The organism is Demequina lutea (assembly GCF_013409005.1).
GTDB lineage: Bacteria > Actinomycetota > Actinomycetes > Actinomycetales > Demequinaceae > Demequina > Demequina lutea.
Map to the genome: position 1 here is coordinate 192,694 of NZ_JACBZO010000001.1, position 21,871 is coordinate 214,564.

At 65.0% G+C, this 21,871-nt stretch carries 18 protein-coding genes and 2 tRNA genes; 17 read left to right on the plus strand and 3 right to left on the minus strand.

Annotated elements, in window-relative coordinates; genetic code table 11:
* Window positions 1-55: 55 nt before the first annotated feature.
* Window positions 56-1,732: a phosphoglucomutase (alpha-D-glucose-1,6-bisphosphate-dependent) gene (pgm, locus tag BKA03_RS00980; protein WP_062074925.1), complete on the minus strand. Its 1,677-nt coding sequence runs from the start codon at window positions 1,730-1,732 to the stop codon at window positions 56-58.
* Between the two features lie 142 nt (window positions 1,733-1,874).
* Here pgm and BKA03_RS00985 point away from each other — a divergent pair, with 142 nt between their 5' ends.
* Entirely contained in the window at window positions 1,875-2,750 is an 876-nt protein-coding gene (locus BKA03_RS00985; RefSeq protein ID WP_152649521.1) for a glycosyltransferase, read from the plus strand.
* On the plus strand, window positions 2,747-3,682 hold the full coding sequence (pheA, locus tag BKA03_RS00990; protein WP_062074924.1) for a prephenate dehydratase: 936 nt from the start codon (window positions 2,747-2,749) through the stop codon (window positions 3,680-3,682). The genes BKA03_RS00985 and pheA overlap by 4 nt, the downstream gene beginning before the upstream one ends.
* Before the next feature lie 18 nt (window positions 3,683-3,700).
* Here pheA and BKA03_RS00995 read toward each other — a convergent pair whose 3' ends face one another.
* Window positions 3,701-4,849, minus strand: a complete 1,149-nt coding sequence (locus tag BKA03_RS00995; RefSeq protein WP_062074923.1) for a diacylglycerol/lipid kinase family protein — start codon at window positions 4,847-4,849, stop codon at window positions 3,701-3,703.
* 37 nt (window positions 4,850-4,886) lie between these two features.
* Between BKA03_RS00995 and serS the strand changes: the two genes are divergently transcribed.
* The 3 genes from serS to BKA03_RS01010 all read left to right on the plus strand — a co-directional run bounded on the left by serS (window position 4,887) and on the right by BKA03_RS01010 (window position 8,370).
* Window positions 4,887-6,158 (plus strand): serine--tRNA ligase, encoded by a 1,272-nt coding sequence (gene serS, locus BKA03_RS01000; protein WP_062074950.1) that lies wholly within the window; start codon window positions 4,887-4,889, stop codon window positions 6,156-6,158.
* Window positions 6,159-6,236: 78 nt separating this feature from the next.
* Complete coding sequence (locus tag BKA03_RS01005) at window positions 6,237-7,091, plus strand: HAD family hydrolase (protein WP_062074922.1); 855 nt, start codon at window positions 6,237-6,239, stop codon at window positions 7,089-7,091.
* Window positions 7,092-7,143: 52 nt separating this feature from the next.
* Window positions 7,144-8,370: an AGE family epimerase/isomerase gene (locus tag BKA03_RS01010; protein ID WP_062074921.1), complete on the plus strand. Its 1,227-nt coding sequence runs from the start codon at window positions 7,144-7,146 to the stop codon at window positions 8,368-8,370.
* Between the two features lie 50 nt (window positions 8,371-8,420).
* Here BKA03_RS01010 and BKA03_RS01015 read toward each other — a convergent pair whose 3' ends face one another.
* On the minus strand, window positions 8,421-9,383 hold the full coding sequence (locus BKA03_RS01015) for an NAD(P)H-quinone oxidoreductase (RefSeq protein ID WP_062074920.1): 963 nt from the start codon (window positions 9,381-9,383) through the stop codon (window positions 8,421-8,423).
* Between the two features lie 174 nt (window positions 9,384-9,557).
* Here BKA03_RS01015 and BKA03_RS01020 point away from each other — a divergent pair, with 174 nt between their 5' ends.
* From BKA03_RS01020 to BKA03_RS01075, 12 genes are all read left to right on the plus strand, one after another.
* Window positions 9,558-12,230: a sensor histidine kinase gene (locus BKA03_RS01020; protein WP_062074919.1), complete on the plus strand. Its 2,673-nt coding sequence runs from the start codon at window positions 9,558-9,560 to the stop codon at window positions 12,228-12,230.
* A complete protein-coding gene (locus tag BKA03_RS01025; RefSeq protein ID WP_062074918.1) occupies window positions 12,178-14,130 on the plus strand; it encodes a hypothetical protein in 1,953 nt (650 codons plus the stop codon). Before BKA03_RS01020 ends, BKA03_RS01025 begins: the two co-directional genes overlap by 53 nt.
* 49 nt (window positions 14,131-14,179) lie before the next feature.
* Complete coding sequence (locus tag BKA03_RS01030) at window positions 14,180-14,617, plus strand: roadblock/LC7 domain-containing protein (RefSeq protein WP_062074917.1); 438 nt, start codon at window positions 14,180-14,182, stop codon at window positions 14,615-14,617.
* A gap of 9 nt (window positions 14,618-14,626) precedes the next feature.
* Window positions 14,627-15,028: a DUF742 domain-containing protein gene (locus BKA03_RS01035; RefSeq protein ID WP_062074916.1), complete on the plus strand. Its 402-nt coding sequence runs from the start codon at window positions 14,627-14,629 to the stop codon at window positions 15,026-15,028.
* Window positions 15,009-15,608: a GTP-binding protein gene (locus BKA03_RS01040; protein WP_062074915.1), complete on the plus strand. Its 600-nt coding sequence runs from the start codon at window positions 15,009-15,011 to the stop codon at window positions 15,606-15,608. Before BKA03_RS01035 ends, BKA03_RS01040 begins: the two co-directional genes overlap by 20 nt.
* Before the next feature lie 162 nt (window positions 15,609-15,770).
* Complete coding sequence (locus BKA03_RS01045) at window positions 15,771-16,214, plus strand: PIN domain-containing protein (RefSeq protein ID WP_238579404.1); 444 nt, start codon at window positions 15,771-15,773, stop codon at window positions 16,212-16,214.
* A gap of 366 nt (window positions 16,215-16,580) precedes the next feature.
* Window positions 16,581-16,668: transfer RNA gene (locus BKA03_RS01050), tRNA-Ser, on the plus strand.
* Window positions 16,669-16,728: 60 nt separating this feature from the next.
* Window positions 16,729-16,819: transfer RNA gene (locus tag BKA03_RS01055), tRNA-Ser, on the plus strand.
* 408 nt (window positions 16,820-17,227) lie between these two features.
* On the plus strand, window positions 17,228-18,241 hold the full coding sequence (locus BKA03_RS01060) for a LacI family DNA-binding transcriptional regulator (protein WP_062074912.1): 1,014 nt from the start codon (window positions 17,228-17,230) through the stop codon (window positions 18,239-18,241).
* Window positions 18,242-18,509: 268 nt separating this feature from the next.
* Window positions 18,510-19,901, plus strand: coding sequence for an ABC transporter substrate-binding protein (locus tag BKA03_RS01065; RefSeq protein ID WP_238579403.1), 1,392 nt, complete (start codon window positions 18,510-18,512; stop codon window positions 19,899-19,901).
* A gap of 70 nt (window positions 19,902-19,971) precedes the next feature.
* Window positions 19,972-20,934: a carbohydrate ABC transporter permease gene (locus BKA03_RS01070; protein WP_083971472.1), complete on the plus strand. Its 963-nt coding sequence runs from the start codon at window positions 19,972-19,974 to the stop codon at window positions 20,932-20,934.
* A complete protein-coding gene (locus BKA03_RS01075) occupies window positions 20,931-21,833 on the plus strand; it encodes a carbohydrate ABC transporter permease (protein WP_083971470.1) in 903 nt (300 codons plus the stop codon). The genes BKA03_RS01070 and BKA03_RS01075 overlap by 4 nt, the downstream gene beginning before the upstream one ends.
* Window positions 21,834-21,871 lie beyond the last annotated feature (38 nt).

Below are 21,871 nucleotides of genomic sequence, written 5' to 3' on the forward strand. Positions count from 1 at the left end.
CACGCCAGCTGCGGTCGGACACGAGCGACACGGTTGCCCTCCCCAAACGCGCGTGCTAGCCCTCGAGCGCCTCCGACACGACGTCGCGGGCCGCGGCCTGGACCTCGCCGAGGTGGGACTCGGAGATGAAGGACTCGGCGTAGATCTTGTAGACGTCCTCAGTGCCCGATGGGCGGGCGGCGAACCAGGCATCGTCCGTGGTGACCTTGAGGCCGCCGATTGCCGCGCCGTTTCCGGGTGCGGCCGTGAGCTTCTCGCGGATGGTTTGGCCGGCGAGTTTGGTGGCGGGCACGCGGTCGGCGCTGAGCTTGCCCAGCGCGGCCTTCTGATCCTTGGTGGCCGCAGCGTCGACGCGGGCGTACCAGCTCTCGCCCAGCTCGTTCGTGAGAGAGCGGTGCAGGGCCGAAGGTGAGGCCCCCGTGGTCGCGGTGATCTCGGACGCAAGCAGGCACATGATCAGCCCGTCCTTGTCCGTGGTCCAGACGCGGCCGTCGCGGCGCAAGAACGACGCACCCGCCGACTCCTCGCCGCCGAATGCGACCTCCCCGCTCAGCAGGCCGGGGACAAACCACTTGAAGCCAACGGGCACCTCGACAACGGTGCGGCCCAGCTTCTTGCCGACGCGGTCAATGAGCGAGCTCGACACGAGGGTCTTGCCGATCTTGGCATCGGGCGCCCACTGGGGACGCGCGCCGCCGTACAGGTACGCGATCGCGGCCGCGAGGTAGTGGTTGGGGTTCATCAACCCGCCGTCGGGAGTGACGATGCCGTGGCGGTCGCTGTCCGCATCGTTTCCCGTGGCGATGTCGTACGGCGCGTTGGGGCCCTCCATGAGGTGGCGCAGGCTGGCCATCGCGTACGGCGACGAGCAGTCCATGCGGATCTTGCCATCCCAGTCGAGAGTCATGAAGGACCATGCGGGGTCCACCTTGGGGTTGACCACGGTGAGGTTGAGCTTGAACTCCTCGCCAATGGCACCCCAGTAGTCCACGGCCGCGCCGCCCAGCGGATCGGCGCCGATGCGCACGTCTGCCTTGCGGATCGCGTCCAGGTCGATGACCGAGGGCAGGTGCTGGAGGTACAGGTCCATGAAGTCGAAGCCCTGCGTGGTGTCGGCGGCAACCGCCCTCGCGTACTGGAAGCGGCGCACGTCCCTCCAGCCGCTCGCGAGCAACTCGTTGGCGCGTGCGGCGATCCAGCTGGTCGCGTCGGTGTCCGCCGGCCCGCCGTGGGGCGGGTTGTACTTGAAGCCGCCATCGCGGGGAGGGTTGTGAGACGGCGTGATGACGATGCCGTCTGCCAGGCCGCGGCCTGTGGTGCGCAGGCCGTTCTTGTCGACGGCGCCGTTCGCCACAAGGATCGCCAGCGACACCGCGGGCGTGGGCGTATAGCCGTCGCGCGCGTCGATGCGCACCTCAACATCGGCCGCGGCGAGAACCTCAAGCGCGGTGCGCTGCGCGGGTTCGGACAACGCGTGAGTGTCCTTGCCCATGAAGAGAGGGCCGTCGATTCCCTGGTTGCGTCTGTATTCGACGATCGCGGCCGTGGTCGCGACGATGTGCGCCTCGTTGAACGCCGTGTCGAGGGCAGAGCCTCGATGCCCGGAGGTGCCGAACACCACGCGTTGATCCGCGATCTTGGGATCCGGGACCAGGTCGTAGTAGGCGCCGACCAGGGCGTCGACATCGATGAGGTCCTCGGGCAGGGCTACAGTTCCGGCGCGCTCGTCCATACGGCAAGTGTGACACCTCATCGGGACCGCCGCAGTCTTCCCGCCGGTCACGGTTGACCCACGAAAGAGTAAAGAGGGGTTATTGGATTGGAGAGTGCGACGCTAGGCTAGGACCGTGGCGGAGCATGGCCGGGAGACATCAGTGAGCGCGGCCCCAAAGACGACGGGCTCGGCGCGACGTTCCGCCGTGCGGGCACCAAAGTCGGTCGCGAAAGCGGCTGCCGCGGCGGCCGCCTCGCCCTCCGCGGCGGTACTGATCGTTGCCCACAACCAGGCTCGGCGCATTGCAGCGACCGTGAGGGCTTCGCGCGCGATTCCTGGGGTAGATCTCGTTCTCGTCGTCGACGACGGATCACTCGACAACACGCAGGACCTTGCCCGCAAGGCAGGGGCGGTTGTGGTGCGGCAGTCGCATCGGCGTGGCCGGGCTACGTCGATCGAAACCGGTGCCGCAGTCATCGCCATGAGAGACGAAGAGGGCGCAACGCCTCGCGCCGTCTTGCTCCTCGAGGCAGGCCTCGGCGCAAGCGCCTCGGGTGCGGCGCCGATCGTTGCCGCAGTGGTCGAGCAGGTCGCGGACCTAGCCATCGCCCTGGTGGGAGGCCCTTCCCGATCAACGGGGGCGAGCGCAGGTGCGGCACGCAAGGCGATCGCGTCCTTGTCGGGCTGGAGCCCCATGCAACCCCTGAGCAAGGTCAGATGCCTCACACGGGAGGCTCTCGAGGCGGCATTTCCGTTGGCGCGGGGAGCCGGACTTGAGACTGCGGTCACTCTCGATGTCATCGAGGCAGGTCTGATGGTGACCGAGGTACCTTGCGACCTGAAGCAGCGACCGTCACGGCGCGCGGGCAAGGCGCTGACGCGTGCAAGCCAGTACCGTGACGTCATGATGGCCATCAGCGCCCGCCGCATTCGCCTGTCACTCCGCAGCACTCAACATGTGGTGGAGGACGCGTTCCACGTCGCCAGCAGGTCCGGAACGGTGAAGGTCCGCAGGGGCAAGAAGGGCGAGGAATGAGTCTTCCCGTGTACGCCTTCCTCGGTCCGGAGGGCACCTTCACCGACGCGGCCCTGCGCGCAATGACGGCCGGTGTCGAGATCGAGACCCTCCCCACCGTTGACGTGCCAGCCGCGCTGTCTGCGGTGCGCTCGGGAGAGGCCGACTTTGCCGTCGTTGCCATCGAGAACACTGTCGAGGGAGGCGTCACCGCCACGCTCGACACGTTGGCCGAGGGCGCCCCGCTGGTCATCCTCGAGGAGTACGTGATTCCCGTCGCGTTTGAGCTTGTTGCCCGCGACGCGAGGACGATGGCGTCGATCGGCAGGGTCGCGGCACACGCACATGGACTTGCCCAGTGCCGCAGGTGGATCTCCACGAACCTTCCCGACGTCATCCAAGTGGCGGCCACGTCGAACAGCGCCGCCGCGGTGGCACTCGCCGACGGAACGGCCGACTTTGACGCGGCGCTCGCCCCTCCCGGAACGGCAAAGCGCCTCGGGCTCCACCTGGTGACCGATGGGGTAGCTGACAATTCCAAGGCGGCCACCCGCTTCGTGCGCGTGGGTCGCCCTGGCGCCTTGCCGCCCGTGACGGGCGCGGACAAGACGACGCTCGTGGTGCACCTGCCCCATGACCGTGCGGGGGCGTTGCTCGAGATGCTTGAGCAGTTCGCCGTGCGCGGCGTGAACCTGTCGCGCATCGAGTCCCGGCCCATCGGCGACAAGCCCGGCGAATACGCATTCTCGATCGACGCGCTCGCGCACGTCGGTGAGGCGCGCATGGCGGAGGTCCTTGTCGGCCTCAAGCGCACGTGTCCCGTGGTCACGTTCCTTGGTTCATACCCTGCGGCACACGGAGTGCCTACGCCCGTCGCCAGGGGAACCTCCGACGTTGACTACGACGCGGCGCACGCGTGGGTCGAGCGCATTCGGTCGGCCAGCGGGTCCTGACGCGCCGAAGCGAACCGGCTAGACCCGCGGTCGCCTCACGATGAGGGTCCCCGTGTCGACGGTGGCCGTGATCTTGCGCGCGAGCCCCAGGTTTTCCCCGTCCGCTTGGACCTTGTATAAGTGATCCAGCGTCACGGTCATGGCGGCGCCGCGAGCGTGATCGATCCGCGAGGCGGCGTAGGCCTTGAGCACGGCGGGTTGCCTCAAGCCGGCGCCTTGGGCAATCACGTTGCCGAACAGGCCCGTCCAGCCCACGATTCCGGCGCGGGCATCGAGGGTCACCGCATCGAGCAGGCCGTCATCCGCGGTGGCGTCCGGGGCGAGAATGAGCCCGCCGGGAAGCCGGCCGACGTTGGCAAAGAGCACGGTGCGCATCTGCCCGGCGACCTCGGGCGAGTCGTCGACAGATACCACGGCATGGATGCGCCGCGAGCCCAGGTGCTTGATCGCGGCGAAGAAATAGGCGAGCCAGCCGAGCCGACGCTTGAGGCGCTCATCGGCTCCGGCGACCATCTCGGCGTCGAAGCCGACACCCGCCATGACGAGGAACATGTGTTCCTCGTCGGGACCCTTTGGCCCCCGGTTCAGGACGAGTCGTCCCACATCCGTTGGCGCGTCCCTCCCGTCGAGCGCGATCCTGAGCAGCGCGGGAATGTCACCCAAAGGCAGGTCCATATTGCGCGCGAAGATGTTCCCAGTGCCTACGGGGATGATGCCGAGCGGCACGCCGGTGCCCGCGAGCGCCTCTGCTACCGCGCGCACGGTGCCGTCGCCGCCGATTGCAACGACGACGTCGGCGCCCGAGTCGATGGCGTGTTGCGCGGCTCCGGACCCCGCATCGTCGACGGTGGTGGACAGCCACATGGGCTGGGTGAGGTAGCGGGTCGAGCAGGCGCGGATCGCCTGCTCGCGGAGTTCGGAGATTCCCGCCTTGGTGGGGTTCGCGATGAAGGCGATCCTGTCGGTGCCCTTCTCGATCAGGCCGAAGTCACCATCGACCGACATGGGAGGCACGTCGATCCTCAGCAGGCGCCGCCACAGCCGGGGCACCGCAATCGGATCGCGGGAGCCGACGCGGCGTGTGATGGTGACCGCGAGCGACAGGCCGAGCGCAGCGACGATGAGGGCGGCGGCCGCGATCACGTCCGTAAGTACGACATGATCCATGGGCCGAGCCTACGTCCCCGCCGTTAGACTCGCCATCATGATTGACCTCGCTCTGCTTCGCTCAAACCCCGATCGCGTCAGGGACTCCCAGATCTCCCGCGGCGACGACCCCGCCGTCGTCGACGCGGTTCTGGCCGCAGATCTCGAGCGCAGGACCGCGCTCACGGAGTTCGAGCAGGCGCGGGCCGAGCAGAAGTCTCTCGGGCGTGAGGTCGCTCGGGCCTCGGGTGATGCCAAGGTCGCACTGCTTAAGCGCACCAAGGAACTGTCCGAGACGGTCAAGGCCCTGGAGGTCGACGCGGATGAGGCCGAGGCCAAGGCTCACGAGCTGATCATGACGATCGGCAACATCGCGGAGCCGGGTGTTCCTGCGGGGGGACCGGACGACTTCGTGGTGCTGCGCCACGAGGGCACTCCTCGCGATTTCGCTGCTGAGGGCATAGAGGTCAGGGACCACCTGGCGCTCGGCGAGGGCCTCAAGGCGATCGACATGGAGCGCGGCGCCAAGGTGTCCGGCTCCCGCTTCTACTTTCTGACGGGCGTGGGCGCGCAGCTCGAGCTCGCAATCCTCAACGCGGCCATGGGCGTGGCGACCGCGCACGGGTTCACGCCCATGATCACGCCGACGCTCGTGCGCCCAGAGACGATGCGCGGCACGGGTTTCCTTGGCAGCCACTCCGACGAGGTCTACTACCTCGAGAAGGATGAGCTGTACTTGGTGGGCACGTCCGAGGTGGCCCTGGCCGGCTACCACTCCGACGAGATCCTGGACCTCAATGGTGGCCCGCTGCGTTACGCGGGCTGGAGTGCCTGCTTCCGCCGTGAGGCTGGCTCCGCCGGACGCGATACGCGCGGAATCATTCGGGTGCACCAATTCCACAAGGTCGAGATGTTCGCGTACACGAGGCCGGACGATGCGACGGCAGAGCACGAGAGGTTCCTCGCGATACAAGAGTCGATGCTCGCCGCGCTGGAGCTTCCCTACCGCGTGATCGACACGGCCGCAGGCGACCTCGGTTCGAGCGCCGCCCGCAAGTTCGACTGCGAGGCGTGGCTGCCTAGCCAGGAGCGATGGATGGAGGTCACGTCGACCTCGAATTGCACCACCTTCCAGGCACGACGCCTTGCAATTCGTGAGCGAGGAGAATCGGGTACCCAGCCCGTCGCGACCGTCAACGGCACGATCGGCACCACTCGCTGGATCGTCGCTCTGCTCGAGAACCATCAGCAGGCCGACGGAAGTGTCTACCTGCCGCCGATCCTGCGGCCCTTCTTCGGTGGCGCGGAGTCCCTCACGCCCGCCTCATAGGTCAAGGGCGAGCAGCGTTAACCCGACCGTCACCGCGCCGTGCCGTGTCGTCGGGTTCCGGCACCGTAGGGTCGATCCATGGCCGTTGCACCAGAGGATCTCGACCCGCCCCTGAACCCTGACTACTGGCGGCTCGTTGGCCTCGACATCGACGGGACGCTCATGCATTGGGGCGGCGATATCAGCGACGCCGTGATCGAAGCCATCGAGCGAGTGCGCCTGTCGCGCAACCATGTCGTCCTTGCCACGGGTCGCAACATCATGGCGACCATGCCGGTGGCCAAGACGCTCGGCCTGAAGCGCGGGTGGGCCGTCACCTCGAACGGTGCCGTCACCATTCGCCTGAATCCAGCGATGCCTGGCGGCTACGAGATCGTGCGCACGGTGACCTTCAATCCTCGTGCGGCGCTCGAACTCATCAGGGATGAGATGCCCGATGCGTTTTTCGCCGTGGAGGACCTGGGAGTGGGATTTCGCGTCACCAAACACTTCCCGATGGGCGAACTGGTGGGGAGTCAGATGGTGGTGGACTTCGAGTCGCTGTGCAGTGAGGATGTCACCCGCGTCGTCATCAGGGCCCCGGGAGCGGACGTCGCGCATTTCGACGATATCGTGAGCCGCATCGGCCTCAACGACGTGACGTACGCGGTGGGCTATTCCGCGTGGCTCGACCTCACCCCGCCGGGGGTATCGAAGGCCTCGGCTCTTGAGTTCGTGCGCGAGGAACTCGGTGTTGAGCCCGCACACACGGTCGCGGTGGGCGATGGCAATAACGACATCGAGATGCTGCGATGGGCCGGCGACTCCTACGCGATGGCGAATGCTCCCGACAAGGTGATTGCCGCGGCGGGTAGGCGTGTGGGGCCCGTCGACGAGGATGGCGTGCTCGAGGTTTTGGGTCCGCTGATCGATCCGCGGCGCTTGGCAATGTAGCGGGGATTGGTGGCCTCGTCCGCTCGCAATCCCGCAACCCTATGCTGGACCCATGGTCCTCATGGATGAGACTGCGCACCGAAAGTGGTTGGACGACGAATTCCGCAGGCTCGCGCATTTTGGGGTCGCGAGCGTTGATCCAAGGGGAGGCTTTGGCTGGCTGCTCGATGACGGGACCAGAGACGAGTCTCGCCCCGTCGAATTGTGGATCTCGTGCCGCATGACCCACGTGTATGCGCTCGCGGAACTCGCAGGGATTGACGGCGCTGGCGCGCTGGTTGAGCACGGCCTCGCGGCCATCGAGGGCCCGTTGCGGGACGCCGAGCATGGCGGCTGGTTCTCCTCGATCGACGTGGGCCCAGTCAATGATCGCAAGGAGGCATACGCCCACGCGTTCGTGATTCTCGCGACGTCGTCCGCGGTCGCGGCCGGCCACCCACGCGCCGAGGCCCTGTTGCGCGAAGCGATCACGGTGCACTCGGAGCACTTTTGGGACGAGACCGAGGGAATGGCCAGGGAGAGCTTCACGCGGGACTGGAGCGCCGAGGAGCCTTATCGGGGCGTCAACGCCAACATGCACACGCTCGAGGCCTACCTCGCGGCGGCGGACGTGCTCGTGGATCGATCCCTCTTGGTCAGGGCGATGCGCATCGTGACGCGAGTGGTCGATGTTCTTGGTCGCGGCAATGATTGGCGCCTGCCTGAGCACTTCACGGCGACTTGGGAGCCGCTCCTTGACTACAACGCCGACGCTCGGGCGCACCCGTTTCGGCCGTTTGGCGCGACGATAGGTCACGGACTCGAGTGGTCAAGACTCACTCTGCAGACCGAGCGATCGCTGCTGCTCGCAGGGCTCGCGGCGCCGGAGTGGATGTCGGAGGCGGCCGGATCGCTCTACGCCCGTGCGGTGGGCGACGGTTGGGCCGTCGACGGAGCCGATGGCTTTGTCTATACCGTCGACTGGAACGGCGTTCCCGTGGTTCGCGAACGCATGCACTGGGTGGACGCCGAGGCGATTGGTGCGGCGGCTGTGCTATTCCGGCGCACCGGGGACGAACGCTACGAGCGCGACTACGCCGCTTGGTGGGCCTATGCGCGCGAATACTTGATCGATGAGCAACAAGGCTCCTGGTGGCACGAGCTCGACGCGTCGAATCGTCCGTCTCACGTCGTCTGGGAGGGCAAGCCAGACCTGTACCACGCGATGCAGGCGACCCTGTTCCCGCGGCTGCCCTTGGCTCCCGCGCTCGCCGTCTCCCTCGCGACGCGGCATTCCTAAGACGCGGCAGTGCCAGCCCGGCGCCCCTAGGGCACGGCGCTCTCAAGTTCCTACGGAACGAGCACGACCTTGCCGAAGACCTCTCCGGACTCCATGAGGTCGTGAGCGGCTTGGGCGTCGTCGAAGGGAACCGTGCCATGAATCACAGGGCGCACCTTGTCGGGAATGAGGGGCCAGACCTCGCGGCCAACTCCGGCCACGATCGCCGCCCGCTCGGCATGAGGCCGCGCGCGCAGCGTCGTGCCGATGATGTGAGCCCGCTTGGTCATCAGCGTTCCGAGATCCACTTCGGCCTTCGCACCGCGTTGAAGCCCGATGACGACAAGCCTGCCCCCCGTGGCGAGCGCGGCAAGATTGCGCTCGAGGTAGGCCGCGCCCACGACGTCGAGAATCACGTCCGCTCCGCCGATGGCTTGGGCCGCCTCGACAAAGTCTTCTGACGTGTAGTCGACCGCAACGTCGGCGCCCAGCTCGAGGCACCGTCTGGTGCGCTCGGCGCCTCGCGCGGTGACGATCACGTGCACGCCGAGGGCCTTCGCCACTTGGATTGCGAACGTGCCGATGCCCCCCGAACCTCCGTGGATGACCAGAGTCTCGCCGGGCATCAAGCGCGCGGCCTGGAAGTTGGACCACACCGTACAGGCGGCCTCCATCAAGGCCGCGGACTCGACGAGGGTGAGGGCGCTCGGCGCGGGCAGCACGAGGTCGGCGGGTGCGGCAATCTGTTCGGCATACGCCCCGCCGCCCACAAGCGCGCACACGTGGTCGCCCACCTGGAAGCCCTGCACGTCGTCGCCCACGGCGCTGATGGTCCCCGCGCACTCGAGGCCCGGCCATTCGGGCCAGCCGGAAGGGGAGGGATACGAGCCTCTCCGCTGCAGCAGGTCGGCGCGATTAACACCTGCGCCAAGGATGTCGATAAGAACCTCGCCCGGACGGGCGACAGGGGACTCGATCTGGCTCACGCGGAGCGGGTTGTCACTGATGTGACGTGTGACACTAATGATGCGCATTGGCGATTTGCCCCTTTCCCGTCATAGTTGGGTCGTTATACCGTCTCATGATGAAGATCGCACTGGAGGGACTCATGTGGTTCCGGCTTCATGCCGATACCTCAAAGGTCCGATGATCAGCGTGGCGCTGTTTGACCCGCTGGCTTGACCACAGCGGGCACGAGGGAGAGGTACATGCTCCAGAGGCTAGGAATTCGCGGGAAGCTCCTCGCGGTCGTCGCGGTGCCGACGATCGTTCTGCTTCTTGCCGCCTCCTTCGTGGTGTTGAACGCCTCCTCGGCGTACACCAGCGGTCGCGATACGACAAAGCTCGTCAACCTCGTCGAGAGCGGCAGTCCTGTGATTGCCGCGCTTCAGGCCGAGCGCTCCGACGTGTCTGGCTACTTGCGGGCGATCTCGGACGGCAAATCCGACCGCGTGATCGCTCAAACCAACGTCGACACGGCCGTTGCCGCGCTGACGAACGCGGGCGTCACGGATCCCGCCTTTGCGGCGATCGCGAATCAGATAACGGCCGCGATTGTTGGCACCAATGTCCAATTTGGCCTCAATTCCGCGCGCGCCGTTGCCCCGGTCCCCGCGACCACTGGCGCCTTTCCGGTGTGGCCCGACGCGACCGAGTCCCAGACCGTTTCCGACACCTTCGAGCACGTGGCGAAGGCAGTCACCGACATCGTCAATGTGGCCCCAGTCAGCGACACGGGCAACGTGGCTCGAGGCCTGCCTGCGTTGATTCGCGCCGAAGGAAGGGCGTCGAAGGCGTACCTCGATGACTCGCGCACGGCCGCCGAGGCCCTTCCCGCAGAGTTCGCCAAGACCGACCAAACGGGCGCGGTATTCCTCGGCAACGCGGCACAGGCCAAGTCGAACTCAAATAACGAAGGCGTCATCGCCTTCGTCAACGGTGCGGACAAGGGCCTGCAGGCGCTCGCCGCCGTTCGCGCGCAAGTCGCGGCTGGCACGGTGCTGTTTGGCCCCGCGGTAACGGCATACACGACGATCGTCAACGACCTGCTCGGTGCCACCAGCGAAGTCGCGAACATCGCGGGCGACCGTACCCTGTCGAACGACCTCAAGGGCTACGCGTCGATGGGCAAACTGGTCGAGGCACTGCGCAATGAGGAGGCCTACGTCACGCGCAAGATCGCCCAGGGTACCTGGCGACTCGGCGAACAGGTGCAGTACCAGGCATACTACTTCGCGACAAACACCGCACTCGCGAACGCCCAAACCGCCGTAGCGCTGCTCCCAGACGTGACGCCGGTACCCAAGTTTGGCGCCTCATACGACCCCAGCACCATCGTGGGTTTCGAGTCAATTCGCGACCGCATCATCAACGACGCGACCACTCAGGGCTTGCTTTCCCAGCGGACGAACAACTGGCCGCTGCAAGTGGATGAAGAGATCGCGGCATACGCGCCCATCACCACGCAGCTCACGAGTGACGTGAACGGACGCGCCGCGCCCGTCCAGCGCAACAGCCTCCTCCAGACGCTCGCGACGGCAGTGATCGCCGTGCTTGCTGTGGCGGCCTCGCTATTCGTCGCTCTCGCCATCTCACGCCGCATCGTCAACCCGCTGCGCCGCCTGACCACCACGGCAACGGCGGTGCGTCAAGAGTTGCCGCGACTCGTGGAGCGGGTGGCCATGCCCGGTCAGACCGTCGACCTTTCCGAAGTGCAGATCCCGGTCGAATCGCAAGACGAGGTGGGCCGGCTCGCGGAGGCGTTCAACTCCGTCAACGCGGCAACGTTAGCCATCGCATCCGAGCAAGCGGCGCTGCGTGGATCCATCTCCGAGATGTTCGTCAACGTGGCCCGCCGTGACCAGGTGCTCCTCAACAGGCAGCTCGCCTCGATCGATGAGATGGAGCGCACCGAGGATAACCAGGACACCCTCACCAAGCTCTTCGCACTGGATCACCTCGCCACCCGCATGCGTCGAAACAGCGAGTCACTGCTCGTGCTCGCAGGCATCGACACCGGTCGCCGCTTGCGCAGGCCCATGCCGCTTTCCGACGTGATCCGCACCGCTTCGTCCGAGATCGAGCTCTATGAGCGCATCCAGCTTGAACTTGACGCTGACCCCGCCATGCTCGGTCACTCCGCTTTGACCGCCGCACACTTGTTTGCCGAGCTCCTTGAGAATGCCACGGTGTTCTCTGACCCAGGAACGCAAGTCGTGGTGCGCACCATGGAACGGGACGGCGCGTTCGTCGTGACGATCGTCGATCATGGCATCGGCATGACGTCCGAGGAACTTGGGGAGGCCAACTCTCGCGTTGCCTCGACGGCGGCGTCCGAAATCATTGGGGCACAGCGCCTGGGCCTGTTCGTGGTGGGGCGCATTGCCCGGCGAGTGGGCGCGCGCGTCCACATTGAATCGGCGGAGGGGCGGGGAACCGAGGCGACCGTGATCATGCCCCCTTCTCTGTTTGACACCTCGGTCGCGTACACACAAGGACACTCGAGCGGCACGACGGCGGACGACCAACTCCACGCGCCTGCCGCGCTCGTCCACCACGATGCCTCTATCGAGGAGATCTCCGAGCCTGCGCTGAACTCAAGAGGACTGTCTGCCTACCAGCCGACGGTCATCGAGGACGGCGCGATTCTCGCTGGCCGTCCCGCGGATGCTCCTGACCTGCAGCCACCGCCGGCACCCCTTGCGCCCAGAGGCGTGCCGCAACCGGCAGAGGCGCAAGCCATCGACGAACTCGTCGCTGCGGACGCCGCACAGGCCCCGGCCGCAGTTGCCGTCGACCTCGACGATTTCACGGAAGGCGTCACGGAGGTTGGGCTACCGACGCGCCGCCGCAGGCCCCGAGGCGTCGCACGACACGAATAGCATCATTGCGCTTCCGCAGCGGGCATCGGACGAACAACTGAGCGCGCTAAAGAACGCAACCACGTCGGGATTCACTCCAATCCTGGCCGCTGACGAGTTGTCTCCGGAGAGCGCCGAGGCCAGGTCTCGAGTGTTCCGCGGCTTCCGGCCCCTGCGCGGCACCGAACCGGAACCAGAGGCCCTTGCCCCCGACGCCGAGTCGTTGGGACACGAGATGCGCAGGAGCGCAGGAATCGGCGATGCGCCCGTAGACGCCGCCGCACCGCCGATCGCGCCCCGCGGGCCTGCGCCCGCAAGCTTGGGCCCGGTGCCGACGATCGCGAATGCTAGCGAAGCGGATGCGTTCGAACCGGAGAACCGCACTCGCGACGGGGCCAGCGATGTGTTCAGAAACTTCGCCGCGGACGAAGCCGATCGTCGTGATCCGGAGCACCCCGCGGTGCGCCAATCGCCGCTCATCACGTCCGGATATGTTGACGACAACTCCCCAAGTGCTTCGGATGCACGATTCGTCGACGCGCCCGCCGCGGAGATGCTCGTTCCCAAGCTCGAAGACGATGATGAGCCGACGGTGACCGCTCCCGTACTCAGGGAACGCCCCGCCATGGATGACAGGTGGCATGGGACGAGCGAGGGTGAGGGCGCCGGCGTCGATGCGGTGTCGCTCGATGAGACCCCGCAGCGGACCGCACCAGCGGGGGACCAGGTGTACCGGTCGCCGTTGTACCCCGTCGCGTCCAACCCGTGGCAGCAGCAAGCGCCGCGGGAGGCCCAGCCTCAAGCCGCTCCCGGCGCGTCGAACCCGTGGCAGCAGCAAGCGCCGGGGGAGGCCCAGCCTCAGGCTGCTCCCGTCGCGTCGAACCCGTGGCAGCAGCAAGCGCCGCGCGAACCCGAGTTCGAGGCCGACCCAGTGACGTCCATCCCGAGCCTCGATGATCTCATCATGGACGGTGCAGAAAGCGCTCGCGGTGAAGATCGCGGAGGGTTCTTCTCGAGGTTGTTTGGCAAGCAAGGCAAGAGCGGGCCAGTTGAAGGCCAACCCGCCGCGCCGATGCCGGTCAATACGCCCCAGGAGCCGCCTACGGAGGCTGTGAGAGTGGGCCCGGCACCCTCGTGGGCGATTCCCGCGCCGGAGCCTGAGTCGCTCTCCGAGGCCGTGCCGGAACAACCCGCTGTGCACGAGGGCTATCGCAATGACTTCTCGCCGGCCGCTCCCGAGCCCATGCCGATCGCCGACCCTGGCTCGTACGGTCCCGCGAGCCGTGAGACCCCGATTGATGACGATGACCGCGCCCCGCAGTGGACGATGTTGTCGCCGCTGTCCTCCCCGAGTCCGCTGCCGTACGCGGAGCGTCAGGGCTTCGGTGAAATGCCCAGCCACCCGGGGCCGGTCGACTCTCTGCCCGTCGAGCCCCGATATGTGACGCCGGCGGTCAACGACCCGCAAGCCGGTGCCCCGTCCGCGCTTGGCCATGACCCCTTGGGAACGGTGTACTCGCCGGACCAGTTGGCGCGACCTCTCGGTTGGGAGACCGCGGGAGCGAGCGCGCTACAGGCCGCGGCGCCAGACTCGGCTATTGAGTACCGGCCGGTCGTTCAAATCTCGCCGGATTCGAACAGCATGGGCCAGGAAGATTATGCGTCGGCCGTATTCTCGGAGTTGAGTTCACTTGCGTCTCAACGTCCGCAGGTCGAAACGACACGCGCGGGGTTGGCAAAACGTACGCCGGTGGCCCGCGAAATAGTGCCCGACGAGCCTGTGCAAGGCCCGCCGACGCCGCCTAGGGACGCCGAAGCGGTGCGCAACCGCTTCTTGGCGTTCTACTCTGGCACTCAGCGTGCAAGAGATGACGTGCGAAACTTCAATAACAGCACGCAGGGTTCCCTCACCGAACCATGAACACACTCAAGTGTGGCCCAACCAGGGGCCACAGCAACAAGGAGGACAAGTGACCGCGCTCAGTACTGAAGCCACCAACTTTGGTTGGCTGCTGGACAACTTCGTCCAGACCGTGCCCGGAACGCGCCACACGCTCGTCGTCAGTGCCGACGGCTTGCTCATGGCGATGTCCAAGAATCTCGACCGGACGGGTGGCGACACTCTCGCCGCGGTGGTGTCTGGAATGGCGTCTCTGACGCGCGGTGCCGCGCGTCAACTCAAGGCGGGCGAGGTGCGTCAGTCCATCATTGAGATGGATGAACTCTTCCTCTTCCTCATGAGCGTCAACAACGGCGCGGTCTTGGCCGTTGCCGCCGACTCGACGTGCGACGTGGGCCTCGTAGGTTACGAGATGACCTTGTTGGTCTCGCGCACGGAGAATGCACTCACGCCGCAGCTCATTACCGAGATGCGCCAGAATCTTCCCACCGACGGAGCGCTTCGTTAAGGAATGGCTATGACGGAAACCCTGGACCCGTACAAAGGTGCGGATGACGAGGCCTACACGGTCCGGCCCTATGCCGTGACCGGTGGGCGGGTGAGTGGCGCCAGCAAGGGCCTCCCCATGGAAGCCCTCGTCCAGGCCGATTCCGCTGCACAGAATGCTCGCGGGCTCACGCCCGAGAAGAGAAAGATCTTGCAGCTTGCTGCGGGTCAATATCAATCCGTGGCCGAGCTCTCGGCCCATACCCGGCTACCGCTGGGTGTGGTTCGCGTGCTCGTTACGGATCTTGCTGAAGAAAAGTACCTGACAATTCATACCAGTGGGACGGCCGACGACGAGGCAACGCACGATGCCAACGGCGGACTTTCCCTCAGCCTTCTGGAGAGTGTCCTCGATGGCATCGCAGCCCTCTAACGCGGCGGTCGCTCCCAGCGATACGCCACTTGCCCCGACGGTCGTCAAGATCGTGATTGCGGGTGGATTTGCCGTCGGCAAGACCACCTTCATCGGATCGATCTCTGACATCGACCCGCTGAACACCGAAGCCGCCATGACGGAGCATTCCGTTGGCGTCGACGATGCCGGCGGCGTCACCGATCGCAAGACCACCACCACGGTGGCCATGGACTTCGGGCGCATCGCGCTGCCCGGCGCCCTGTGGCTTTACCTGTTCGGCACGCCCGGTCAGGACCGCTTCTTGTTCATGTGGGACGACCTGGTTCGCGGCGCCATCGGCGCGTGCGTGCTGGTCGACACGGAGCGTCTTGACCAGTGCTTCCCCGCCGTCGATTACTTCGAAGGCAAGGGCATCCCGTTTGTCGTGTGCGTCAACTGCTTTGATGGCGTTGCGCGGCACAAGCTCGAGGACGTGCGGGAGGCGCTTGGCGTGCCCCCCGAGGTGCCGATGATGTATACGGACGCTCGTGAGCGTTCGGCCACCAAGCAAGCACTCATCGCGGTCGTTCAGCTCGCGATGCAGCGCCTCAAGTCATAGTCGCCTTGTCGTAGCGGCCGCGACCTAGGCGAAGCCTGGGCGCCGCCGGTGCGAACCGGTGCGTGCGTCCAGTCGCCAGTGAGGCGCACGGTTTCGCGTGACACCAGCATGGTTTGGCTGGTACGGCCCCTACCGCAGGCGCCGCCCGACTACCCTGGTGTGGTGATCTATCTCGACGGCTCGGCCCTGATGCGCTTCCTTCCCGGAGTGCGCTACTACGACGAGTGGGTCGCATGGGCCTTGCCCCGCCTCCCCGAGTTTGTCACCACCCAATTGGGGCTTACCGAATTGCGGCAAGCGGCGGAGTTGTATCCCCGCGAGACGAAGTCCCAGGCATTCGAAATCGTCGAGCAGGTCAAGGCGCGGGTGCCAACGATTCGATTCTCGGATGCCAATGTCTCCGTATCGACTCACGCCGCCGCGGTCCTCAAACCGTTCGCCGCGCTACATATTGGTGCGGCCGTCACCCACCCCGACGTCGACACCGTGGCCACGTACGACTCGGAACTGGCGCGGGTCGCCATTTTGTATCAGCTCAAGGTCGTGACGCCCGGAATGCCGGACGGCTGGCAGAACGACATCGCTCGTCCTCAAGCGAGTGTCTAGCGGCGAGGGACGCGCCTGCGAATTGCGAGGTCGCGCGTGCCGACCTGCGCCTCTGGCTGGAGCGGATGGCGGAGTACGGCAACCCGATTGTCGCGACGAGCGTGCACAGCACGATCTCGGTCCGTGACATCCAGTCGTAGGTGATAAACAGCGTGAGGCCGGCGCCAAAGAGCGCGCCCATGACCACGAGGATGATCCTGTCGATGATGTGCATGCGATTCCCCCTGGTTGACCCGGCGAACTCATCCAGCGCTCGGCGTGAACCGGTGTCAACAGACCGGGATCGGGCCCGAGGGATTCGGCCGTGACGCCGCCGGTGCCCCGGGGCTGGCACAATGGGCCGTCGGCGCCTCTCGCGGGGGCCGAGGAGAGTTGACCGAGCGGCCGAAGGTGACAGTCTTGAAAACTGTTGAGGCGTAACCCGCCTCCGCGGGTTCGAATCCCGCACTCTCCGCCCGTGGTTTCGCGTCGCCCCCCGAGCCCGCTATTCTGGGTGGCCGTACAACAAGTACTAGGAGACGTCGCATAGTCCGGCCTAGTGCGCGGTCCTGCTAAGACCGTGAGGGCGTTAAATCCCTCCGTGGGTTCAAATCCCACCGTCTCCGCCGAGTGATGTGTCGGGACATGTCTGACAGACGTGTCCCGACATATCTGGCACCTGGCCCCTCCTTTGGGAGGGGCCTTTGTGGACTCTTGGGTTGGTAGTCGCGGTGTCGGTTGAGGTGGTGTTCGACGATGATTTCGCCGGTGATCTGGTCGATGATGAGGGAGTTCGGGCCCGCGACGAGCGGCGTGGCCTGCCGCTCTTGACACACGGGGACCTCCGGCCGCGACCGGCGCTCGATGCGGTAAGCCCATGCGGCATCGACGGCATTCTGGGAGCGCGCCGCACCACGGACGCGCTCGATCGCGACTCGCAACAGCGGTCCTGTTCGCGGCCTGGGCGAGGCTATTGAGCAATACGCGTGGCAGGGGTCAAGGTTGTAGTCTCGGCGCAACGGGAGGATCTCCGAATGGCCATCACCTTGCACGACGTCGCCAAGTTGGCGGGGGTGTCTTTCAAGACGGTGTCGAACGTCGTCAATGATCACCCGCACGTCAGGGAAGCGACGCGCGTGCGTGTGCAGGCGGCGATCGACGAACTCAGGTATCAGCCGAATGTCTCGGCGCGCCACCTGCGATCTGGGCGGTCGGGCGTCATAGGGCTCGCCGTACCTGAACTGAGCCTGGCCTATTTCGCCCAACTCGCCGACGAGGTCATCCAGGCGGCCGAAAAGCGCGGACTCGTCGTGCTCATCGAGCAGACTGGCGGTGACCGCGATCGTGAGTTGGAGGTGCTTCGAAGCCCGCGGCTGCAACTGATCGACGGGCTGCTCTTCAGTCCTCTCGGGCTGGGCATAGACGACGCCGCACTCGTCGACATCGACACCCCGCTCGTCTTGCTTGGAGAGCGGATCTTCCACGGCCCGGCCGACCACGTCACCATGCGCAACGTCGAGGCGGCGCAGGCGGCGACCGAGCATCTGATCGGCCTCGGCCGTCAGCGCATCGCGGTTCTCGGCGCGCACGAGGGGGAGGTGATCGGGTCGGCCGGATTGCGGCTCACGGGCTATCGACAGGCTCTCGATGCCGCAGGCATTCCCTTCGATGAATCGCTCGTCGCCCACGTGGGGTTGTGGCACCGAGCCAATGGCGCCGAGGGGATGAGGCGGCTCCTCGCGGACGGCGCACAGTTCGACGGTCTCTTCGCGATGAGTGACGAGCTGGCACTTGGGGCGATGCGCATGTTGCAGGAGGCGGGCCTTGTCATTCCATCAGATGTCGCCATCGTAGGCTTCGATGACATCGACGAGGGCCGATACTCAATCCCCAGCCTGTCGACCATCGATCCTGGTAGAAGCGAGATCGCGGAAACAGCCATTGACGTTCTCATGGACCGCATCGGAGAGAAGGGCAAGGCCAAGCGCGAGCCGGAGGAGTCGTTGTCGGCGTTCCGCTTGGTGGTGCGCGAGTCCTCAAGCGGATAGTCACGATTGGATCACGAGCGCTTGACACGGCCACCCAGAGCCTGCACAATTCCCCTGTAACATCAAATTTACAACGTTGCAAACGGCCGATCAATGTGGCTGTCGGATCAAAGAAGATTCGTCCTGGAAGAGGTCCACGCCTCATCGAGTCGGGTCGCTCGCCGTTCTCGCGTCGCATTGGGGTCTGCTGGCCCCAGGGCATTGCGGCTCCCGATCTACCCCTGAAGAGACAACGAAGTCCAACGCACCATCGAAGGGAACTCTCACTGTGAAGAACTCACTCATCAAGACTGCGGTCACCGGAGCCGCACTGGCTCTGATGCTCACCGCCTGTAGTAGCTCGGGAGGTGGCGGCACCCCGAATGCCTCGACCAGCGCAGGTGCAGCCGCAGGCGGAGGGGGCGGTTCGTCCTCCTGCGACAACACGATCACCAAGAAGGACCTGCCCACGGTCAGCGTGTGGGGCTGGTACCCCAACATGGCCGCCGTCGTGGACAACTTCAACCAGGGCCACGACGATGTCCAGGTCTGCTGGACCAATGCCGGCCAGGGCAACGTCGAATACGACAAGTTCCAGACTGCCGTTACCGCGGGTACCGGAGCTCCGGACGTCGTCATGCTGGAAGCCGACCGCATCGCGAACTATGTGGTTCAAAAGGCGTTGGTTGACATCAAGAGCTACGGCTACGACGCCGTCAAGGATAACTTCAGCGCAGGAGCGTGGAAGGACGTCTCCGTCGGTGACTCGGTATACGCCGCGCCCGTCGACGGTGGCCCCATGGGAATGATCTACCGCACCGACGTCTTCGCGAAGTACGGCATCTCCGTCCCCACCACTTGGGACGAGTACCGGGCGGTCGGCCAGAAGCTCAAGGATGCTGGTGGTCCGCTGCTCGGCGACTTGGGCGCAAACGTGCCCGCGGTCATGATGGCTCTCGAGATCCAAAAGGGTGCGACGCCATTCAAGTACGACCCGACGAAGCCGGCAGATATCACGATCCACATGGACGATCAAGCGTCCAAGGACGTGCTCGGCTACTGGGCCGGCCTTGTGAAGGATGGCCTTGTCGGAACTCAGGACCAGTTCACGCCCGAGTACATCTCTGGGGTTGTCGGCGGTGACTACGCCACGTACATCTCGGCCGCGTGGGCACCGGGGTACCTCAGTGGCGCAGGAGTTGGCAAGGGTGCCGATGCGGGCAAGTTCGCCGTGGCACCACTTCCCCAATGGGATCCGTCCAACCCGGTTTCGGTGAACTGGGGAGGCTCGGCATTCGCCGTCACCACCCAGGCGAAGAACCAGGCGCTCGCAGGCGAGGTCGCGTTCGGCCTCTACGCCGACCCGGCATCGCTCAAGGATGGCTGGACCAACCAGATCATCTTCCCGCTCAACCAGGGCGTCCTCACGTCGGACGAGTTCCTGAATGCCAAGGTGGCCTTCTTCAACGGCCAGCAGGCCAACAAGGAGGTCTACATCCCCGCCGAGAACGCGTACAAGGGATTCACGTACAGCCCATTCGGAGCGTTCTATTACGCGTCGATGACAACGCAGTTGGGCAAGATCAATAACAAAGAGATCGGCGGTGCTGATGCGGCGACTGAACTGCAAAAGACCGTCGTTGCTTACGCCAAGGAGCAAGGCTTCACGGTCACCGAGTAGGTCATCACGGTGCGTGCCGGCCCCGTGACGGGGCCGGCACGCATACCTCGATCACGGAGGATATCCTCGTATGGCACATCAAGCAACAGTCGTTAATGGCGAGGCACGTGCCTCGACCACCGCAAATACCAAGGCCCCATGTACACGCGCCCAGGCACGCCGTCGCCGGGGCGCTGTGGGATGGCTCTTCATCGCGCCGTTCGGCATTGTCTTCCTCGTGTTTCTGGCGGCGCCTCTGCTGTACGCGTTCTACCTCAGTCTCTTCCGTTCGGCACTCATCGGCGGTACCCACTTCGTACTTTTCGACAACTACGCAAAGGCTTTCAGCGACCCGAGTTTCCTCTCGGGCATCCGCTTCGTGATCAGGTTCTCAGCAGTTCTGATCCCGCTGCAGATGTTGATCTCGCTGGCGATTGCGCTCATGTTGGATGTTGTCGTGACGCGATTTGCCCGGTTCTCCCGACTCATGATCTTTCTCCCGTACTCGATCCCCGTGGTCATCGGCACCATCATGTGGGGGTTCCTCTACAGCAAGAACTTTGGCCCCTTGGGGGAGATATTCGGTAGATTCGGTGCCACGGCGCCGGACTTCCTCGGCAAGGATCTCGTCTTTTTTGGACTGCTGAACGTGGTGACCTGGCAGTGGGCTGGCTATTACATGATCATCCTGTATGCGGCCTTGCAGGGGATCGACCCGACGCTCTACGAGGCGGCCCGCATTGACGGGGCAAGCACGTGGCAGATCACCTTGCGGATCAAAGTTCCACTCATCACCAACGCGCTCCTCCTGATTCTCGTCTTCGCACTCATAGGCACCCTGCAGTTCTTCACCGAACCGCAAGTGCTCAGGTTTCTTGCCGCCGGTTCCATCGGGCCCGACTTCACACCCAATATGTATGCGTACCAGCAGGCGTTCGCTCTCGCGAACTTCAACTACGGATCCGCGATCTCGTTCTCCCTCGGGTTCGTCGTATTTGTCTGCGTGTACGTCTTCCTCTTCCTTACACGTAAGCGAGGGAATTTCCTCTCATGACTACTACATCCGCAAAAGCCTCCCGCAACGCGCGCCCCGTCGCTACCAGGCAGAGACCGCGCAACATTGTTCCGCATCTGTTCATCGGTGCGCTTCTCGTGTACTTCGTCATCCCATTCTGGTGGATCGCGGTTAATAGTTCTAAGGATGCGGCTGGACTCTTTAGCGGCGGCAGCGCCCTCTGGTTCGCCGGCCGCGTCGACTACATCGGCAACCTCCACGAGCTCTTTACCTACAACGGAGGCATCTACCTTCGCTGGATCGGTAACTCCGCTCTCTACGCCTTTGTTGGCGGCGGCGGCGCCACGGTGCTGTGCGTCCTTGCCGGCTATGGCTTCGCGAAATTCAAGTTTCGCGGCAGACAATTGGCATTCTCGGCGCTCTTGGGCGCTGTGATGGTGCCGCTCACGGCCCTGGTTATCCCGACCTTCATCATGTTGTCGCAGTTGCACCTGACCAACACCATCTGGGCGGTCATCCTGCCGTCGTTGCTGAGCCCCTTCGGCGTCTACCTCATGACCGTGTATACGCGTGACGCCGTCCCAGACGAGTTGATCGACGCCGCGGCCGTCGATGGAGCCGGCGATTTCCGCACGTTTGTGCAAGTCGCACTGCCACTCATGCGCCCGGCGGTCGTGACCGTCCTGCTGCTGTCGATCGTCGCAACCTGGAACAACTACTTCTTGCCTCTCGCGATGCTCTCCGACAGCAAATTGTTTCCGGTCACCGTGGGGATCGGTCTGTGGCAGAGCCTCGCATCCTCCAACAACGGTGGAGGCACGTCACTGTGGAGCCTCATCATCATCGGCTCGCTCGTGTCGATCATTCCGTTAGTGATCTCGTTCCTGTCGCTCCAGCGCTACTGGCAGGGCGGACTCTCGATGGGCAGCCTCAAATAAGCACCTGATTACCTTCCATTTCGTTCCAATACCTTCCG

Excerpts from the sequence above, each read along its gene's own strand:
- pgm (WP_062074925.1), bottom strand. The coding sequence starts at position 1,732 with ATGGACGAGCGCGCCGGAACTGTAGCCCTGCCCGAGGACCTCATCGAT.
- pheA (WP_062074924.1), top strand. The coding sequence starts at position 2,747 with ATGAGTCTTCCCGTGTACGCCTTCCTCGGTCCGGAGGGCACCTTCACC.
- BKA03_RS00995 (WP_062074923.1), bottom strand. The coding sequence starts at position 4,849 with ATGGATCATGTCGTACTTACGGACGTGATCGCGGCCGCCGCCCTCATC.
- serS (WP_062074950.1), top strand. The coding sequence starts at position 4,887 with ATGATTGACCTCGCTCTGCTTCGCTCAAACCCCGATCGCGTCAGGGAC.
- BKA03_RS01005 (WP_062074922.1), top strand. The coding sequence starts at position 6,237 with ATGGCCGTTGCACCAGAGGATCTCGACCCGCCCCTGAACCCTGACTAC.
- BKA03_RS01010 (WP_062074921.1), top strand. The coding sequence starts at position 7,144 with ATGGTCCTCATGGATGAGACTGCGCACCGAAAGTGGTTGGACGACGAA.
- BKA03_RS01015 (WP_062074920.1), bottom strand. The coding sequence starts at position 9,383 with ATGCGCATCATTAGTGTCACACGTCACATCAGTGACAACCCGCTCCGC.
- BKA03_RS01020 (WP_062074919.1), top strand. The coding sequence starts at position 9,558 with ATGCTCCAGAGGCTAGGAATTCGCGGGAAGCTCCTCGCGGTCGTCGCG.
- BKA03_RS01035 (WP_062074916.1), top strand. The coding sequence starts at position 14,627 with ATGACGGAAACCCTGGACCCGTACAAAGGTGCGGATGACGAGGCCTAC.
- BKA03_RS01040 (WP_062074915.1), top strand. The coding sequence starts at position 15,009 with ATGGCATCGCAGCCCTCTAACGCGGCGGTCGCTCCCAGCGATACGCCA.
- BKA03_RS01060 (WP_062074912.1), top strand. The coding sequence starts at position 17,228 with ATGGCCATCACCTTGCACGACGTCGCCAAGTTGGCGGGGGTGTCTTTC.
- BKA03_RS01070 (WP_083971472.1), top strand. The coding sequence starts at position 19,972 with ATGGCACATCAAGCAACAGTCGTTAATGGCGAGGCACGTGCCTCGACC.
- BKA03_RS01075 (WP_083971470.1), top strand. The coding sequence starts at position 20,931 with ATGACTACTACATCCGCAAAAGCCTCCCGCAACGCGCGCCCCGTCGCT.